Raw genomic sequence first — 17,064 nt, 5'->3', positions numbered from 1 at the left:
ATGCCATTGTTGCGCGCCGCAAGGGGGCCCGGCTGCGTGCCGGCCCGGTGGCCTCGAGATCGCCGCCCGGCGCCGATCCCCTGCCCATCCGTGATGCACAACAGGCCCGCAGGCCCACTCGCGGCGATCGGGCCGCGGCGATCAGGGCGCGACGATCAGGCCGAGGCGTACCTCGCCGCGCCGCCGACCCAGCGCGAGACGATGCGTTCGGCCAGGTCCGGCGAGGTCTTCAGCAGGCGCTCGCCGAGTTCCTGGACCAGGGGCAGCAGATCGGCGTCGCGGGCCAGATCGGCGACGCGGAAGCCGGCCAGGCCGGTCTGGCGGGTGCCGAGCAATTCGCCGGGGCCGCGCAGTTCCAGGTCCTTCTCGGCGATCACGAAACCGTCGTGGGTCTTGCGCATGGTGTCCAGGCGCTGCCGGGCCAGGCCCGACAGCGGCGAGCGATACAGCAGCACGCAGCTCGACGCCGCGCTGCCGCGGCCGACGCGGCCGCGCAGCTGATGCAACTGGGCCAGGCCGAGGCGCTCGGCGTTCTCGATGATCATCAGCGAGGCGTTCGGCACGTCGACGCCGACCTCGATTACCGTCGTCGCGACCAGCAGGTCGAGCTCGCCGTCCTTGAACGCGCGCATCGTTTCCTGCTTTTCCCTCGCCTTCATGCGCCCATGCACCAGACCCACGCGCAGCGGCGCGAGCTGCTGCGACAAGTCTTCGAAGGTGGTCTGCGCAGCCTGCGCCACGACCTCGTCGGAATCGTCGATCAAGGTGCAGACCCAGTACGCCTGGCGACCTTCGGCGCAGGCGCTGCGGATGCGCTGGACGAGTTCCGGCCGTCGCTCCTCGGCGAGCGCGACGGTCTGCACCGGCGTGCGCCCGGGCGGCAGTTCGTCGATCGCCGAGACGTCGAGATCGGCGTACGCGGTCATCGCCAGGGTGCGCGGGATCGGGGTCGCGGTCATCACCAACTGGTGCGGCACGATCGCATCCTCGCCGACCGCGCCGCCGGCGCCCTTGTCTCTCAGAGCCAGGCGCTGGTGAACGCCGAAGCGGTGCTGCTCGTCGACGATCGCCAGGGCGAGGTCGCGAAACGCGACGCCCTCCTGCATCAGCGCGTGGGTGCCGACGACGACCTGCGCCTCGCCGTTGGCGACCTGCTCCAGCACGGTCTTGCGCGCCCGGCCGGTGACCTTGCCGGCCAACCAAGCCACCCGCACGCCCAGCGGTTCGAGCCAGCGGCGCAGATTGTTGAGGTGCTGTTCGGCCAACAGTTCGGTCGGCGCCATCAGTGCGGCCTGGCGGCCGTGCTGTACCGCCAGCATCGCCGCGAGCGCGGCGACCACGGTCTTGCCGCTGCCGACATCGCCCTGGACCAGGCGCAGCATCGGCGAAGGCTTGGCCAGGTCGGCGCGGATCTCGTCGAACACCCGCCGCTGCGCGCCGGTGAGCTTGAACGGCAGCGCCTTGCGCAGTTTTTCGGCCAGCGGCATCTGCTTGAGCGGGCGCGATCTGTGCGCCTGCTGGCTGATGCGCTGGCGGCGCAGGCTGAGGTGATGGGCGAGCAATTCCTCGAGCGCGAGCCGGCGTTGCGCGGGATGGCGGCCCGCGATCAGGGCGGCCACGTCGGCGTCGACGGCCGGCCGGTGCACGGTCAGCAGCGCTTCGCGCAAGGTCGGCAGTTGCAGGCGCTCGCGCAACTCGCGCGGCAGCAGCTCCAGCGAGGCCTCGTCGGGCAGACGGTCCAGGGCGTAGCCGATCAGCCGGCGCAGGGTCGCCGGGCCGATGCCCTCGATCGCCGGATACACCGGGTCGAGCTGCTCGCCGAGCGCGACCTCGCCCTCGTCGTCGAGCACGCGGTAACTCGGGTGGACGATTTCGAGCCCGTGCTGGCCGGGCTTCGGCATGCCGTACAGGCGCACGCGCGCGCCGATACGGAACTGCGCGACCTGGGCGGCGCGAAAGTGGAAGAAGCGCAGCACGAGCACCGAGCGCGAATCGTCGCCGATCGCCACGCGCAGCATCGGCTTGTAACGGAATCCTCGTTCGACCGCTTCGACCCGACCTTCGACCTGCGCGGCGACGCCGGGCTGGAGCAGGCGGATCGGGGTGATCTGGGTGCGGTCTTCGTACTGCCGCGGCAGTTGCAGCCAGAAATCCTGCAAGGTGGTCAGCCCGCGTGCGGCGAGCTTCTCGGCCACGCGCGGCCCCACCCCGGGCATCCGGGGCAACGGCTGTGTGTGGAGATCGACGGAGGGCCCGTCCTGGCGGCTCGGCATCGCATAAGGATGCCGGGATCGGCGGCAAAGCTAAACCCCGGCGCGTCCTTGTGCCGGGTCTAAGCGTGTACCTCCGCACCGCACGATCCGGCGGGGCGCAGCGGCCGGCCGATCGCCGCCGGCCCGGCCGGTCGCCGCCCTCAGAACCTCGCGCTGAACTCCACTCCGTAGCTGCGCGGTTCACTGACTCGCGCGCCGACCGTGCCGAGCACATTCTTGCCGTAGGTGCCGAGCGCATTGATGTATTGGTTATCGAACAGATTATTGCCGTACGCGGCCAGGCCCCAGCGCCCCTGCGGCGAGGTCCAGCCCACCCGCAGGTCGGTGCGGTTCTGCGCCTCGCCGAGATTCAGCGCCGGGCTGACGCCGCAACGGTTCTGCGCCTGCGATTCCTCGCTGCAACGGACCTTGCCGCGATAGGCGTGGCGCAGCGAGAAACGCAGGTCGCCGTGCTCGCCGAGATTCCACACGTAATGCGCGCCGCCGGCCATCGACCAGTACGGCAGGCCGGTGGGATCGCCGCTGGCGTCGATGCCGTCGGAGGTCACGTAGTTCTTGTAGGTCGAATCGATGAAGCCGGCATTGAAGTCCAGGCCGAAGTTGTCGGTGGCCTGCCAACGCAGATCGAGGTCGAGGCCGTAGGCTTCCAGGTCCGAGGTGTCGACGACGAAGCGCGGAATGTCGGTGCTGCTGTCGAGCCGCACCGCCTGGCGATTGTCGTACACGTAGTAATAGGCCGAGGCGTTGAGCTGCACGCGCTGCTCGGGAAAGACCTGCTTGATGCCGGCCTCGAAATTCCACACGTCCTCGTTCTCGAAGCTGCTGCCTATCTGCAGCGAGTTGAAGCCGCCGGCCTTGTAACCCTTGGCCAGCGAGGCGAACACCATGGTGTCGTCGCTGAAATGGTAGTCGGCGACGAAGCGCGGACTGAAATCGCTCCAACTGCTGGAGGTGCGGTTGAGCACGCCCTTGTTGAGCATCGCCGGCGGGTCGATGAAGGCCACGTCGAACACGAAGGCCTCGCGCGGCAGGCCGACCAGGTCGAAGAAGCCGAACGCCTGCAACTGGTTCAAGGTCGCATCGAGGGTCGGCGCGGTACGCGGCGTGTTCAACCAGGTGAACTTCTTCTCGTCGCGGGTATAGCGCAGGCCGACGGTCAGGTTGAGCTTGTCTGTGGCGTGCCAGATCACATCGCCGAACACCGCATAGGCCTTGGTGTCGAGGGTGTTGTGGAAGGTCTCGTTCCAGCGGTGGCCGAGCAGGGTCAGCGGAATGCCGTTGGCCTGCAGCAGGTCGTCGAAGAAGCCGAACAAACGCCCGTCCGGGGTCGGCGCCAGGCCGAGATTGCGCACGATGGTGTCGACCGAATCGGTCAATGCGTTGACCTCGCTGGTCTGGCGCGCTTGCTCGTCGAAATAGCTGGCGCCGGCGATCCAGTCCAGCTTGTCGGTGCTGCCGCTGAATTTGAACTCCTGGTAGAAACTGCGGTTGCTCTCGGTATTGGTCGAATCGACGTACAGATACTTGCGGTTGGTGCCGTCTTCTTCGACCCGGTTGACCGAGTCGTAGTCGCGCCACGAAGTGGTCGAGGTGAAGCCGCCCCAGTCGAAGCCGTGGTCGACGATCAGGGTCACGCCGTCGAAGCGCCGCGACTCTTCATTGCCTTCGATATCGACCGCGGTCGGGATCTTGCGCGGGTCGAGATAAGCCGACTCGTCGACCGGCAAGCTCGGCAGGCCCGGCGCCGGCGGCAAGGCGACGATGCCGGTGGTGACCTGGCCGTTCTGGTCCAGGCTTTCGTGGTCCCAGCTCAACAGCGCGCTGGTGCGCTCGCCCAAGCGGGTCTTGAACGCCGCGCGCGTGGCCCAGTTGTTCTCCGGGCCGAGGTCTTCGCCGGTCGCCGCGTCGCGGATCCAGCCGTCGGCGTGGTTGACCAGGGCGTTGAAGCGGAACGCCGAGTGCTCGCCGGTCGGCAGGTTCAACATGCCGTCGACGTATTGCTTGCCGTCGTTGCCCAGGCGCAGCCGCGCCTTGACTTCGGTGGCGCTGAAATCGGGCTTGCGGGTGATGATCGAGACCGCGCCGGCGGCGGTGTTGCGGCCGAACAGGGTGCCCTGCGGACCTTTCAACACCTCGATGCGCTCGACGTCGGTGAACGGCAACAGCACGCCGCCGCCACGACCGGCATACACGCCGTCGACGTAGACGCCGACCGCCGGGTCGGTGCCGATGCCGAAGTCGTCGGTGCTGATGCCGCGCAACTGGAAGCCCGGCTGGGTCGGCTGCTGGCTGTCGACCACCAGGCCCGGCACGAAGCTGTCGAGGTCACCCATGTCCTGCGCAGCGATGTCGTCGATGAGCTCGTCGGTCACCACCTGCAGCGCGATCGGCACGTCCTGCAGCTCCTGCTCGCGGCTTTGCGCGGTGACGGTGATCTTCTCCAGTTCCTTCGGCGCGGCGTCCTGGGCGCTGGCGATCGGCGCGGCCAGGGCGAAGACGCCGCCGCAGAGCGCGGCGAGTGCGGTGGTGGTCGCGGTGACCAAACGGTGTTTGCGCAACGGCATCGGACAGCTCCCCATCGGTTCGTCGTAGACACGAACGCGCACGGCGGCGCGTTCCCCTCCTGCCTTCCCCAACCCGCGTGGCTCAGCCGCACTGCCCCTGTTGCGCGGCGATCCAGTCGCGGATCAGTCTTACCCCTTCGGTGTGCACGACGCTGCGACCCAGTTCCGGCATCATCACCGAGGGATCCTCGCTGCGCATGCGATACAGCAGGATCGATCGGTCCGGCTGGCCCGGTACGATGTCGTGGCGGAAATCGCCGGTGCCCTTGCCGGCGGCGATCGGCAGCTTGCAGCGACCCAACCGCATCGGTTCGCGGGTCGCCGCGTCCAGCCACAGCCCCGAGGTGTTGCCCGGGCCTTTCGGGCTGTGGCAATGGCCGCAGTTGATGTCGAGGTAGGCGCGCGCACGCGCATCCAGGCTCGCTTTCGGGTCGCGCCAGTTCGCATCGCGCGGCGCGGCGGCCGCGGCGGGCGCGCCGTGCAGATAGCCCAGTCGGGTCCAGCGCGCGATCTGGTTGGCCAAGCCGTCGTCGTAGGCGAAGTCCCGGTTGAGATGCCGCGCCTTCGGCCCGATCGGCTGCAGCGCCTTGCTCTTCATGTCGATGCCGTGGCAACCGGCGCACTGGTTCTGGTCCGGTACCTGGTACTCGGCCGGCTCGCTTCGGCCGTCGGCCGCGACCAGGCTCAGCGGAATCAACGCGCCGCCGCGCATCAGCCGCGCCTCGGTCTGCTCGGCGTTCCACATATAGGGCAATGCGACCCAGCCCTCCTTGCGCCGCAGCAGCAGGCGCGTTTCGACCAGCCGGACCTTGGCCAGTTCCAGGCCGCCGCCGCGCAGATCCGGGCCCGCGTCGGCGCTGCGCAAGACCGCATCGCCGCCGGCCGCGCTGCGCGGGTAGTAGAAGGTCTTGCTGAAGACGGTGCCGACCGGGAAATCGAAGGCCTCGTCGGCCCGGTACCGCGCCGTCTGGCCCTTCGGCATCCACACCGTGCGCAGCTTGTGCGCGTAGTCGGAAAACAGCGGGGTGTTGAGATCGTAGGGCACGACCCCGGCGTTGAGCCTCAGGCGGCCGTCGGCGACGTGCAGCAGATTCCATTCGGCGAGGGTCGCCGGCTGCCCCTGCGCGAAGAACCGCACCGGCGGCACCGCGGCTTCGCGCGCGCATCCGGCCGACAGCAGCGACAGCAATACCGCAACGACCGAGCGCATCATCGTCCTGCGCATCGATCAACCGCGCTTGAGGTCGATCGCCGGCAGCTTCGGCAAGGTGCAGGCGTAGGGCTTGAGGTCCTGGCTCGGATTCTTGTAGCCGCCGGGGCCGTCGGCATTGATCACGCCCGACACGTCGCGGATGCAGAGCTGTGGGCCGCCCTTGAGCGCCTTGTTGGCATAGCCGTCCCAGAGCACGTCGGGGAAGCGGCCGTTGAGGCCGTAGATCGCGGTCTTCAAGGCCTTGAGATCGAAACCGTCGGGCGAGTCGCCGCCGCCGGACAGCCGATTGCCGTAGATCGAGATGCGTTCCGGGTAAGGATCGAAATCCTTCGCCGCCTTGTCGTCTTTGTAGCCGGTCGAATACACGCTGGAGACGATGATGTTGGTGGTGGCGTTGTCGCTGATGTCGTTGTCGAAGATTTCGACGTCGTCGTTGGAGTTCACCACCATGCCGCTGCCGGCCGGCACGCTGGCCACAGGCGTGCCCTTGGCGCCGAAGTTGGCGGTGTTGTTCTTGAACACCTTGTTCTTGAACACCCGGATCGCCCCGCCCTGCTGCGACAGCGCCGGCATGTTGAACACCAGGATGCCGCCGGTGTTGTTGGTGGCGACGTTGTCGTAGACATCGGCGTTGACCGTGTTTTCGATCTCGATGCCGGCGACGTTGAACTCGGCGCGGCTGTTGCGCACGATCACGTCGCGCGACTGGCCGACGTAGATGCCGGCATCGGAGGCGCCGATCGCCACCGCGTTCTCGATCAGAACGTTGCGGGTCTTGACCGGGTACAGGCCGTAGGCGCCGTTCTTGGTGCTCGGCCCGCCGGTCCACTCGACCCGCACGTTGCGGATGGTGACGTCTTGCGCCTCGTTGACCTTGAGGCCGTCGCCCTTGCTGTCCTCGATCGCGAGGTTCTCGATGGTGAACTGGCTGGCGTTGACCAGCAGGCCTTCGGCGCCGGCCTTCTGGCCCTTGAAGCTCAGCACCGACTTGTCCGGCCCGGCGCCGCGGATGGTCACGCCGTCCACGCGCAGGGTCAGGCTGCGGTCGAACGTATAGCGGCCGGCCGGCACTTCGATCACCTCGCCCGGCTTGGCGTCGAGCAGGCGGGTGCGGAAGCGCTCGGCGAAAGCGGCGTCGCCGGCGGCGACCTGCGCGCTCGGGGTGTGCTGCGGCTGCTCGGGGCCGCAGCCCGCGGTCAGGGCCGCCGCAACGGCAACAAGGACGAACGCCGGAATCTGCTTGCTCATGGATCTCCCCGTGATTGGCGGCCGGGGCGCGGCGCGACTGCTCGCTGGGCGTCCCTCGTGGCTATCCGACGAGTCTCCGCCGCCGATGTGAGCGCGCGTGAGGGCGAATGCGGCACACTAAGGGGGCATTAGCGGTCAACCGTGCGGCCACGATCGTGAGGGGCGATGCGTCAGCCATCCGACCAGGACAGCGCCAAATCCGACATCGCCTTGATGTCGCCGAACCTGCTGTGGGGCTTGCTCGAGACCGCGGACCGGATCGGTGCGCCGAGCGACGACTGGTTCGCCGGCACCGGCCTGAGCCGCGCCCAGGTCAGCGACCCGGGCGTGCGCCTGCCCAACCGGCCCACCGCGATCGTCATCGACCGCGCGCTGCGGGTGCTGCCCGACACCATCGGCCTGGACATCGGCCGCAGCCAGCACATCGGCAATTTCGGCCTGCTCGGCCTGGCGATGACCACCGCGCCGACCTTCGGCGAGGCGCTGCAGATCGGCTTGCGCTATACCCCGGTGGTCGGCAGCCTGATGCGTTTCGTCGAGAGCGCCTCCGAGCCCGGCACGGTCGCCCTGGCCGGGCAGATGACCCTGACCTACCCCTCGATCCACCGCTTCGTCTGCGAGGAATTCTTCAGCAGTTGCCTCGCCCTCGCCCGCGGCCTGGTCGGCGACGGCCTGCGCCCGCTGCGCATCGAGTTCAGCTATCCGCCGCCGGACTACGCCGCCCACTATCGCGAGGTGTTCGACTGCCCGGTCGCGTTCGGGCAACCGCAGAACCGGCTGGTGCTCGACGCGCACTGGCTGGCGGTGCCGCTGCCGACTCACAACCCGATCGCCTCGCGCCAAGTGCTGGCGTTGTGCGAAGCGCAGATGCCGGAAGGCGCGGTGCCCGGCGAGGTCACCGCCGCGGTCGAACGCCTGTTGCGCGCACAGCTGCCGCAGGACCCCAAGCTGGCCGGCATCGCCGCGCAATTGCACGTCAGCGAGCGCACCCTGCGCCGGCAACTGACCGGCGAAGGCACCAGCTTCCACGAGATCCACGACCGCCTGCGCATCGACCATGCCTATGCCCTGCTGCGCGAACGCCACCTGACCATCGCCAGTGTCGGCGCGGCCATCGGCTACAAGGACCCGCGAGATTTCCGCCGCGCCTTCAAGCGCCTGACCGGCGACACCCCGCGCGCCTTGCGCGAACGCCTGATGGCGGAGATTGCGCGCGAGCGCAGGTGAGACGTTCGGGACCCGGGACTCGGGACTCGGGACTCGGGACTCGGGTGATGATTTGCGAGCTTGCCTCGCCGCTCAAGGCTCGTCGTTATTGCTGATTCGCGGTCGCAGCTTGCGCTGCTCCTACTCTGGCGATGCCGACGCGACGCAAACGGCCGCTCATTGCCGAGCGGCCGTCCTGGCGACGCGGGTATCGCGGTTTAGCGCAGCACCATTATCGCGTCGACTTCGAACGCCACACCGCGCGGCAGCGCCGACACTTCGACGGTCGAGCGCGCCGGGTAAGGCGGGTTGAAGTATTCGCCCATCACCGCGTTGACCTTGCCGAACGCGCCGAGGTCGGTGAGGAACAGGCCGAGCCGGGCGATGTCGGCGAGCGAGCCGCCGGCGGCTTCGCAGACCGCCTGCAGATTGCGGAACGCGCGATGCGCCTGGGCTTCGATGTCGCCCTCGATGACCAGGCCGCTGGCCGGGTCGAGCGGGATCTGGCCCGACAGATAGACCGTATCGCCGACGCGCACGGCCTGCGAGTACGGGCCGATGGCGGCCGGAGCTTGATCGGTATGGATGATTTCGCGAGACATGTTGGGTGCCGGGAATCGGAATAGGGAGACGGGATCGTAAAGGCAGATCGCAGCGCCGGGAACCCGCTCGCTTGCAACGGGCGGTGCAGAAACGCGAATTGCGGCGGAAGCAGGTTCGGTCGAACAGATGTCGCTAACCGGCCCTTGCCGTTCTCGAATCCCTAATCCCTAATCCCTAATCTCTAATCCCTAGTCCCTAGTCCCGAGTCCGGAGTCCGGAGTCCCGGCGGCGGCAACGCCGCCACGCTCACATCCTCTGCACGCCCAGCACCACCGCCAGTCTGCGCACCCGGCGCATGACGTCGGCAAGGTGGCGGCGGTCGCTGACTTCGATGGCGAAGCGCATGATCGCGATGTTGGCGTCGCGCTCGAGATATTCGACGCGGTCGATGTTGGACTCGGCCTCGGCGATCGCGGCGGCGACCTGGGCCAGCGAGCCGGGACGGTTGTCGACCTCGATGCGCAAGGCGGCGGCGAAGTCGCCGGAGACCTGGCGGTCCCAGCCGATCGCGACCCAGCGGTCGGGGGACTTGCGGTAGTCGGCGACGTTCGGGCAGTCCAGGCGATGCACCACGATGCCCTTGCCGGCGGTGTGGTAACCCATGATTTCGTCGCCCGGCAACGGCAGGCAACAGTTGGCGAAGCTGATCACGCCGCGCTCGGCGCCGGTGATGAGGATCTTGTCCTCCGGCAGGCGCGGACGGTCGATGGCGCGGCCGCGGGTCTTGCCCGGCACCTCGCGCGCCAGCGCCAGCGCGACCTGGTTCGGCATGCGGTTGCCGAGCGCGATATCGGCCAGCAAGGCTTCCAGGCGCGGATAACGATACTCGGCGAGATAACTTTCCAGGCGCAGCGCCGGGGTGCGGTCCAACGAGGTTTCCAGCACCTCCAGCGCGCGGTCGAGCATGCGGTGGCCGAGTTGCACCGCGTCCTCGTGCTCGAGCTGCTTGAGCTGCTGTCGGATCGAGGTGCGCGCCTTGCCGGAGACGACGAACTCCAGCCACTGCGGCTTCGGCGTCGACGACTTGGCGGTGATGATCTCCACCCGCTGGCCGCTGGCGAGCTTGGTGCGCAACGGCACCAGCTTGCCGTCGACGCGCGCGGCGACCGCGCGGTTGCCGACATCGGTGTGCACCGCGTAAGCGAAGTCCAGTGCGGTCGAATTGCGCGGCAGCGACATGATGTCGCCCTTCGGCGTGAACAGGTAGACCTCGTCCGGGAACAGGTCGACCTTGACGTTTTCGAGAAACTCCAGCGATGAGCCGGTCGAACGCTGCGACTCGACCAGGCTGGCGATCCAACTGTGCGCGCGCGACTGCGCGCTGTTCGGTCCGTCGCCGCCGTGTTTGTAGGACCAGTGCGCGGCGATGCCGCGTTCGGCGATCAGGTCCATGTCCTCGGTGCGGATCTGCACTTCCACCGGCGAACCGTAGGGGCCGAACAACACCGTGTGCAGCGACTGGTAACCGTTGGCCTTGGGGATGGCGATGAAATCGCGGAAGCGCGCGTCCAGCGGTTTGTAGGCCGAGTGGACCACGCCGAGGGCGTGGTAACAGTCCGGCACGCTGCGCACGACCACGCGGAAACCGAACACGTCCATGACCTGATTGAAGCTCTTATGCTCGTGATGCATCTTCATGTAGATGCTCCACGGCGATTTCACCCGGCTGATCAGGCGGTGTTGAAGCTTGTCCTTCGCCAGGCGCTGGGCCAGGTGCGCTTCGATCTGCACCAGCGACTCGCGCCGCACCACCGGCTGGGTGCGGATGCGTTTTTCGATGACCGCATGGCGCCAGGGATGCAGGGCGCGGAAGCCCAGGTCCTGCAGCTCGGCCTTGATCAGGTTCATGCCCAGGCGCTGGGCGATCGGCGCGTAGATCTCCAGGGTCTCGCGGGCGATGCGCTCGCGCGCCTCGGCGCTCTGCGCGCCGAGGGTGCGCATGTTGTGCAGGCGGTCGGCGAGTTTGATCAGGATCACGCGCAGGTCGCGCGCCATCGCCAGCAGCATCTTGCGGAAGCTCTCGGCCGCCGCTTCCTGGCGGTCGCGGAACTGCAGCTTGTCGAGCTTGGTGACGCCGTCGACCAGCTCGGCCACGGTCGGGCCGAATTCGGTCGCCAGGCATTCGCGGGTCAGCGGCGTGTCTTCGATGGTGTCGTGCAGGATCGCCGCGACAAGGGTCTCGACGTCCAGGCCCTGCTCGGCCAGCACTTTGGCGACCGCGACCGGATGGGTGATGTAGGGCTCGCCCGACTTGCGGGTCTGGCCCACGTGCGCGGCGGCGCCGACCGACCAGGCGCGGCGCAGTTGCAGGCGCTGCGCTTCGGGCAGGTAGTGCGCGGCCAGTTCGAGCTCGCGCACATAGTCCGGCAGCTCCGTGTCGTCCAGAACGGCGGGATAGGTGCTCAGCGCGGGCTCGGCGGGGGTCATAACGGAAATTTACGCGGGCGATGGCTCAAGGTGCAACGCATCCATTGATATTGGGTGCGGCACGCAGGCGGCGCAGGCAAGCGGCATGTCCGGATCGCGGCGCAAGGACGAGACATCCGTTCAGGAATGCGCCGCAAGCCGGGCGTGAGGGCCGCGGCTTCGCACCCTGCGAGTGGTGCGCCGGTGCCCAGCCAGGCGACTCGCAGCGCTCGCCGGGCGGTCGCGCAAACGCAGCGTCTCCGCCAAGGCCGGGGGTCACAAACAAAACGGCTCCGGTCAGGCGGAAGCCACAAACAAAAACGGCTCCGCCAAGCGGAGCCACAAACAAACGGCTCCGCCAAGCGGAGGCCACAAACAAAAACGGCTCCGCCAAGGCGGAGCCGTGTTCGACTCCCGCGCCGGGGCGCGGGGCCGGAAGCCCTCAGTCGTCGCTCTTCGACAGGTCGTCGTCGGCGACCACTTCGGCGGCGGCCCATTCCAGGGCTTCGCGCTCTTTGCGCTCGCGCTCGGCCTTCTCGACTGCATCGATGTATTCGGGGTTGATCTGCCGCGCGGCGATTTCGCGCAATGCCAGCACGGTCGGCTTGTCGTTGGCTTCGCTGTTGTCCAGCTGCGGCTCGACGCCGTTGGCCAGCTGGCGCGCACGCTTGGCGGCCAACATGACGAGTTCGAAGCGGTTGTCGACCACTTCCAGGCAATCTTCGACGGTAATGCGGGCCATGGGGCTCCTGGCGGCCGGAAGGCCGTCTTTACAAGCGGTTGGGGACTGGGGAGTTTAGACCGACTCCCCCGCCGGAGCAAGTTTTTGGACTAAACACCTTCCGAATCAATGGCTTGGCCGGAGCGCGCCGCCAGCGCCGCCCCCCTTTTCAAGGGAGAACGGCAAAGCCGGCCGACGCGCCCGCTATTCCCGAATCCCGAATCCCGAATCCCGAGCCCCGAGCCCCGAGCCCCGAGCCCCGAAGAGCCTACCCCTCGTCGGCCAGCAGTGCGGTGATCAAACGCGAGTGGCGGGCGACCTGCGGCTCGCGGCGCAGGCGGCTGGCGAGGAAGATCGCGCACATTTCCTCGACCGCGGTGTCGAACACTTCGTTGACGATGACGTAATCGAATTCGCCGTAATGCGACATTTCCTCACGGGCGGCGTCCAGGCGCTGGCGGATCGTCGCCTCGCTGTCCTGGCCGCGGGTGCGCATGCGCGACTCCAGCGCCTGCCGCGACGGCGGCAGGATGAACACGCTGACCGCATCCGGCACCTTCGACCGGACCTGACGCGCGCCCTGCCAGTCGATCTCCAGCAACACGTCCTTGCCGGCGGCCAGGAAGGGTTCGACCGACTGCCGCGCCGAACCCTTCCAGTCGCCGTGGACACGGGCGTATTCGAAGAAATCGCCGGCCTCGACCATCGCCTCGAATTCCTCGGCGCTGACGAAGTGATAGTGCTCGGCATGGCGCTCGCCCGGACGCGGCTGGCGCGAAGTGAACGAGATCGACAGGCGGATGTTCGGGTCGCGCGCCAGCACGGCGTTGACGATGCTGGATTTTCCGGCCCCGGACGGGGCGGCAACGATGTAGAGAGTTCCGCGCATGTGTCGGTAAGGTCCGGCTTGAAACGATAAAAACGGGGAAACCGCAACGAGCAAGAGGAAACCGTAACGAGAACCACTCGTTACTCGTTCCTCCCCCACTCGTTACTCGATGTTCTGGATCTGCTCGCGGACCTGGTCGATCAGCACCTTGAGTTCGACCGCGGCGGCCGAGCTGCGCGCGTCGACCGACTTGGAGCCCAGGGTATTGGCTTCGCGATTGAATTCCTGCAGCAGGAAGTCCAGGCGGCGGCCGACCGCTTCGCGCAGCTTGAGCACGCGCCGCGCTTCGACCACGTGCGAGTCGAGACGATCGAGTTCTTCGTCGACGTCGAGCTTCTGCAGCCACAGCACCAGTTCCTGCTCGACCCGGCCGTTGTCGGCCGGCTGGGCCAGGTCGGCGAGCCGTGCTTCGAGCTTGGCGCGCTGGCCGGCGCGGATCGCCGGCATGAAGCCGCGCACTTCCGCGGCGATCGCGGCGATGCCGTCGATGCGCTCGCCGATCACGGTCGCGAGCTTGCCGCCTTCGCGCTCGCGCGCGGCGACGAATTCGTCGAGCACGCTGTCCAGCAGGGCCAGCGCCGCGGCCTGCAATTCGGCCGGATCGGTGCTCGGCGCCTGCAGCACGCCGGGAAACTGCAGCAGGTCGGTGAAGTCGGTGCGCAGCGCCGGGAATCGCGCCGACAGGTCGATCGCCAGATCGCTGAGTTCGCGCAGCCGGGTCGGGTTGAGCTGCAGCGCGTCGCCGCCTTCGGGCGCGCGCAGGCGCAGGGTCAAATCGAGCTTGCCGCGGCTGATGCGCGCGGAGATGCGCTCGCGCAGAGCCGGTTCGAGCACGCGCAGCTCGTCGGCCAGGCGCACCCCGAGTTCGAGAAAGCGATGGTTGACCGAGCGCAACTCGCAGCCGAGCGTGCCCCAGGGTGTCACGCGTTCGCCGCTGGCGAAGGCAGTCATGCTGCGAATCATTCGCGAATCCCAAGCCTACAGGGAGCGAATGGTAAACTCGCCGGCCATCAAAACGGTAACTTCGCGCCCATGACCGGTCCCAACGCCGCTCCCGCCCCGGCCCCGACCGGCCCCCTCGTCCGTCCCAGCGGCCGTACCGCGGGCCAGATGCGCGAAGTCCGCATCGAACGCCGCTTCACCCGCCACGCCGAGGGTTCGGTGCTGGTCAGCTTCGGCGAGACCCGGGTGCTGTGCACCGCCAGCGTCGAAAACAAGGCGCCCTCGTTCCTGCGCGGCAAGGGCGAAGGCTGGGTTACCGCCGAGTACGGCATGCTGCCGCGCGCGACCCACACCCGCAGCGACCGAGAGGCCGCGCGCGGCAAGCAAGGCGGCCGCACCCTGGAAATCCAGCGCCTGATCGGCCGCGCCCTGCGCGCCTGCATCGACCGCAAGGCGCTCGGCGAGCGCACCATCACCCTGGACTGCGACGTCCTGCAGGCCGACGGCGGCACCCGCACCGCCGCGATCACCGGCGCCTACGTGGCCCTGGTCGACGCGGTGCGCTGGCTGCAGTCGCGCCGCGAAATCGCCCGCGACCCGATCTTCGGCGCGGTCGCCGCGGTCTCGGTCGGCGTCTACCGCGGCGTGCCGGTGCTCGACCTGGACTACGCCGAAGACAGCGATTGCGACACCGACATGAACGTGGTCATGAACGACGGCGGCGGTTTCATCGAACTGCAGGGCACCGCCGAAGGCCATGCCTTCCGTCGCGAGGAACTCGACGGCCTGCTGGCCCTGGCCGAGGCCGGCATCGCCGAGCTGATCCTCAAGCAGCGAGAGGCGCTGGCGGTCTGACCACCGCGAACGGCTTCGAGTCCGTAGTCGGACTCGGAGCCACTGCGGATTCCGCTTGCCGGCCGGCTTGATCGACCGAATCGCTACACGCGCACTCGCGCCAGCACCGTCTGCCGTCTGCCCGTTATGCTTGCGCCATTCGCGGCATCGGCGGGGTCCTTGCCGTACACGCTCCGCCAAGCCGAGATCCTGCGCCTTTCCCTGGATTTTCGCGCCGCCGCCGGCGCGCCGAGCCCACGCCTCGCACATCGAGCGCCGAGCACCTGCGCAGCGCACGCGCACGAGGCGCCGCTTGCCGCGCACCGCGCTCGCGCGCGAATCACCAGTCCCGAGCCGCGAGTCCCGAGCCGCGAGTCCCGAGTCCCGAACAAAGCCGCCCTTCGGATATCGACGAACCCATGCGAACCTGCGCTCGCATCGGGAACGACAGCCCCACCACACGCGCGCCTCACGACCACCGAGAGTGTGCTTTCTGCCGGGCCGTCGCCCCCCCTCCATCCACCGGCCGGCTGCCCGTCCTCGTGTCGAAGGCGATGGCGACGGCCCTCAGCAGGGTCCGTCATGAATCGCAGCATCGGCAGCATCGCCCTCGTCGTCGCCGACTACGACGAGGCCATCGCCTACTACACCCAGTCCCTGGGTTTCGTCCTGCTCGAGGACATCGACCAGGGCGGCGGCAAGCGCTGGGTCCGGGTCGCGCCCGCCGACGGCGCCCAGACCGCCCTGTTGCTGGCCCGGGCGGTCGGCGAGGAACAGACCTCGCGGATCGGCAACCAGACCGGCGGCCGGGTCGGCTTTTTCCTGCACACCGACGACTTCCGGCGCGACCACGCGGCGATGCTCCGGCGCGGCGTGCGCTTCATGGAAACTCCGCGCGTCGAGACCTACGGCACGGTCGCCGTGTTCGAAGACCTGTACGGTAATCGCTGGGATTTGCTGGAACTGAAAGCATGAGATTAGTGCTGGCCAGCAGCAACGCCGGGAAGCTGGCGGAACTGCGCGACCTGCTCGGCGACACCGGCATCGAACTGGTGGCGCAAACGGATCTGGGGGTCGAGGACATCGAGGAAACCGGCAGCACGTTCGTCGAGAATGCGCTGCTCAAGGCCCGTCATGCGGCCGCGGTCACCGGGCTGCCCGCCCTGGCCGACGATTCCGGCATCTGCGTCGACGCCCTCGGCGGCGCCCCCGGCCTGTACTCGGCCCGCTACGCCGGCCAGCACGGCGACGCCCAGGCCAATATCGACAAACTGCTCGCCGCCCTCAAGGACGTGCCCGACGCCCAACGCGGCGCGCACTTCTATGCGGTGATCGTGCTGCTGCGCCACGCCGGGGACCCGCGCCCGGTCATCGCCGAGGGCATCTGGCACGGCCGGATCCTGCACCAGCGCCAGGGCGAGCGCGGTTTCGGCTACCAGCCGGTGTTCTACGACACCGAATACAACGTGTCCGCCGGCGAAATCGACGACGCTCTCAAGAACCGCGTCAGCCACCGCGCCCGCGCGCTGGCGGCGCTGCGCGAGCGCCTGCCGGAGGTCGCCAGGTGAACCGGATGCTGCGCGCCGCCGCGCCGCCCCGCCGCGCCTTCCGCACCGGCGGCCATACCGTGCTGTCGGTAGCGGTGCTGTACCTGCTGGCGATGCCGATCGCGATCTGGATCCGCCAGGACGGGCTCGGCGCCGGCAGCCACCACAGCAACAGCTTCAGCTCGGAGATCGAGCTGGCGCTGTGGCTGCTGGCGAGCCTGGTCGGGCTGGTCGCGGTGGCCGCGATCCAGCGGGTCAGCCTGCAGTCCGGGCCGGGCCACACCATCGGCTACGCCAACATCACCACCGCCCACCGTACCCGCCGCTTCGCCCCGGGCGAGGTGGTCGGCATGTCCCTGCACCGGGCCAAGGACGGGCGCCTGCGCCTGACCTCGACCCTGGAACTGCGCCTGGCCCCGGCTCCGCACCGGCGCTGGAACACCGCGACCATCTTCGACGGCGAAACCTCCGGCGACGGCCGCGCCGAGCCGCTCGCCACGATCATGCGGCTGGTCGTCCAGGCCCGCCCCGACGTCGCCATCGACGCCAATCTGCGCGCCCTGCTCGCCGTCACCCGCTACGGCGCGACGCGCGACCGGTAAGCTGTCGGCCCCTTCC

At 68.4% G+C, this 17,064-nt stretch carries 14 protein-coding genes; 5 read left to right on the top strand and 9 right to left on the bottom strand.

Annotated features, from left to right (window positions below):
• Positions 1 to 155: 155 nt before the first annotated feature.
• The 4 genes from recG to AC6CH2_RS10080 all read right to left on the bottom strand — a co-directional run bounded on the left by recG (position 156) and on the right by AC6CH2_RS10080 (position 7,298).
• Complete coding sequence (recG, locus tag AC6CH2_RS10095; protein ID WP_498269140.1) at positions 156 to 2,273, bottom strand: ATP-dependent DNA helicase RecG; 2,118 nt, start codon at positions 2,271 to 2,273, stop codon at positions 156 to 158.
• A gap of 140 nt (positions 2,274 to 2,413) precedes the next feature.
• Positions 2,414 to 4,837: a TonB-dependent receptor gene (locus tag AC6CH2_RS10090; protein WP_498269139.1), complete on the bottom strand. Its 2,424-nt coding sequence runs from the start codon at positions 4,835 to 4,837 to the stop codon at positions 2,414 to 2,416.
• An 82-nt stretch (positions 4,838 to 4,919) separates the two neighbouring features.
• The gene (locus AC6CH2_RS10085) at positions 4,920 to 6,047 is read right to left on the bottom strand and encodes an SO2930 family diheme c-type cytochrome (protein WP_498269138.1); all 1,128 of its coding nucleotides are present in this window, start codon (positions 6,045 to 6,047) and stop codon (positions 4,920 to 4,922) included.
• 18 nt (positions 6,048 to 6,065) lie between these two features.
• A complete protein-coding gene (locus AC6CH2_RS10080; protein ID WP_498269137.1) occupies positions 6,066 to 7,298 on the bottom strand; it encodes a parallel beta-helix domain-containing protein in 1,233 nt (410 codons plus the stop codon).
• Positions 7,299 to 7,463: 165 nt separating this feature from the next.
• Here AC6CH2_RS10080 and AC6CH2_RS10075 point away from each other — a divergent pair, with 165 nt between their 5' ends.
• Positions 7,464 to 8,525 carry an AraC family transcriptional regulator gene (locus AC6CH2_RS10075; protein WP_498269136.1) on the top strand — a complete coding sequence of 354 codons (1,062 nt, stop codon included), beginning with the start codon at positions 7,464 to 7,466 and terminating at the stop codon, positions 8,523 to 8,525.
• A gap of 197 nt (positions 8,526 to 8,722) precedes the next feature.
• Here AC6CH2_RS10075 and AC6CH2_RS10070 read toward each other — a convergent pair whose 3' ends face one another.
• The 5 genes from AC6CH2_RS10070 to AC6CH2_RS10050 all read right to left on the bottom strand — a co-directional run bounded on the left by AC6CH2_RS10070 (position 8,723) and on the right by AC6CH2_RS10050 (position 14,086).
• Positions 8,723 to 9,106: a RidA family protein gene (locus AC6CH2_RS10070; RefSeq protein ID WP_435396214.1), complete on the bottom strand. Its 384-nt coding sequence runs from the start codon at positions 9,104 to 9,106 to the stop codon at positions 8,723 to 8,725.
• 247 nt (positions 9,107 to 9,353) lie between these two features.
• Entirely contained in the window at positions 9,354 to 11,534 is a 2,181-nt protein-coding gene (locus AC6CH2_RS10065; protein WP_435396215.1) for a RelA/SpoT family protein, read from the bottom strand.
• A 421-nt stretch (positions 11,535 to 11,955) separates the two neighbouring features.
• Entirely contained in the window at positions 11,956 to 12,255 is a 300-nt protein-coding gene (gene rpoZ, locus AC6CH2_RS10060; RefSeq protein WP_031372646.1) for a DNA-directed RNA polymerase subunit omega, read from the bottom strand.
• A gap of 247 nt (positions 12,256 to 12,502) precedes the next feature.
• Positions 12,503 to 13,123, bottom strand: a complete 621-nt coding sequence (gmk, locus tag AC6CH2_RS10055; RefSeq protein ID WP_498269135.1) for a guanylate kinase — start codon at positions 13,121 to 13,123, stop codon at positions 12,503 to 12,505.
• Between the two features lie 102 nt (positions 13,124 to 13,225).
• Entirely contained in the window at positions 13,226 to 14,086 is an 861-nt protein-coding gene (locus AC6CH2_RS10050) for a YicC/YloC family endoribonuclease (protein ID WP_498269134.1), read from the bottom strand.
• Positions 14,087 to 14,155: 69 nt separating this feature from the next.
• Between AC6CH2_RS10050 and rph the strand changes: the two genes are divergently transcribed.
• From rph to AC6CH2_RS10030, 4 genes are all read left to right on the top strand, one after another.
• The gene (gene rph / locus AC6CH2_RS10045; protein ID WP_498269133.1) at positions 14,156 to 14,920 is read left to right on the top strand and encodes a ribonuclease PH; all 765 of its coding nucleotides are present in this window, start codon (positions 14,156 to 14,158) and stop codon (positions 14,918 to 14,920) included.
• A 561-nt stretch (positions 14,921 to 15,481) separates the two neighbouring features.
• On the top strand, positions 15,482 to 15,874 hold the full coding sequence (locus AC6CH2_RS10040) for a VOC family protein (protein WP_498269132.1): 393 nt from the start codon (positions 15,482 to 15,484) through the stop codon (positions 15,872 to 15,874).
• Complete coding sequence (gene rdgB / locus AC6CH2_RS10035) at positions 15,871 to 16,467, top strand: RdgB/HAM1 family non-canonical purine NTP pyrophosphatase (protein WP_057972469.1); 597 nt, start codon at positions 15,871 to 15,873, stop codon at positions 16,465 to 16,467. The genes AC6CH2_RS10040 and rdgB overlap by 4 nt, the downstream gene beginning before the upstream one ends.
• On the top strand, positions 16,464 to 17,048 hold the full coding sequence (locus tag AC6CH2_RS10030; protein WP_498269131.1) for a hypothetical protein: 585 nt from the start codon (positions 16,464 to 16,466) through the stop codon (positions 17,046 to 17,048). The genes rdgB and AC6CH2_RS10030 overlap by 4 nt, the downstream gene beginning before the upstream one ends.
• Positions 17,049 to 17,064: the final 16 nt, after the last annotated feature.

Source organism: Lysobacter sp. GQ73 (genome assembly GCF_059758755.1).
This window is presented reverse-complemented; position numbering and strand designations above follow the sequence as displayed.

Excerpts from the sequence above, each read along its gene's own strand:
- recG (WP_498269140.1), bottom strand. The coding sequence starts at position 2,273 with ATGCCGAGCCGCCAGGACGGGCCCTCCGTCGATCTCCACACACAGCCG.
- AC6CH2_RS10090 (WP_498269139.1), bottom strand. The coding sequence starts at position 4,837 with ATGCCGTTGCGCAAACACCGTTTGGTCACCGCGACCACCACCGCACTC.
- AC6CH2_RS10085 (WP_498269138.1), bottom strand. The coding sequence starts at position 6,047 with ATGCGCTCGGTCGTTGCGGTATTGCTGTCGCTGCTGTCGGCCGGATGC.
- AC6CH2_RS10080 (WP_498269137.1), bottom strand. The coding sequence starts at position 7,298 with ATGAGCAAGCAGATTCCGGCGTTCGTCCTTGTTGCCGTTGCGGCGGCC.
- AC6CH2_RS10075 (WP_498269136.1), top strand. The coding sequence starts at position 7,464 with ATGCGTCAGCCATCCGACCAGGACAGCGCCAAATCCGACATCGCCTTG.
- AC6CH2_RS10070 (WP_435396214.1), bottom strand. The coding sequence starts at position 9,106 with ATGTCTCGCGAAATCATCCATACCGATCAAGCTCCGGCCGCCATCGGC.
- AC6CH2_RS10065 (WP_435396215.1), bottom strand. The coding sequence starts at position 11,534 with ATGACCCCCGCCGAGCCCGCGCTGAGCACCTATCCCGCCGTTCTGGAC.
- rpoZ (WP_031372646.1), bottom strand. The coding sequence starts at position 12,255 with ATGGCCCGCATTACCGTCGAAGATTGCCTGGAAGTGGTCGACAACCGC.
- gmk (WP_498269135.1), bottom strand. The coding sequence starts at position 13,123 with ATGCGCGGAACTCTCTACATCGTTGCCGCCCCGTCCGGGGCCGGAAAA.
- AC6CH2_RS10050 (WP_498269134.1), bottom strand. The coding sequence starts at position 14,086 with ATGATTCGCAGCATGACTGCCTTCGCCAGCGGCGAACGCGTGACACCC.
- rph (WP_498269133.1), top strand. The coding sequence starts at position 14,156 with ATGACCGGTCCCAACGCCGCTCCCGCCCCGGCCCCGACCGGCCCCCTC.
- AC6CH2_RS10040 (WP_498269132.1), top strand. The coding sequence starts at position 15,482 with ATGAATCGCAGCATCGGCAGCATCGCCCTCGTCGTCGCCGACTACGAC.
- rdgB (WP_057972469.1), top strand. The coding sequence starts at position 15,871 with ATGAGATTAGTGCTGGCCAGCAGCAACGCCGGGAAGCTGGCGGAACTG.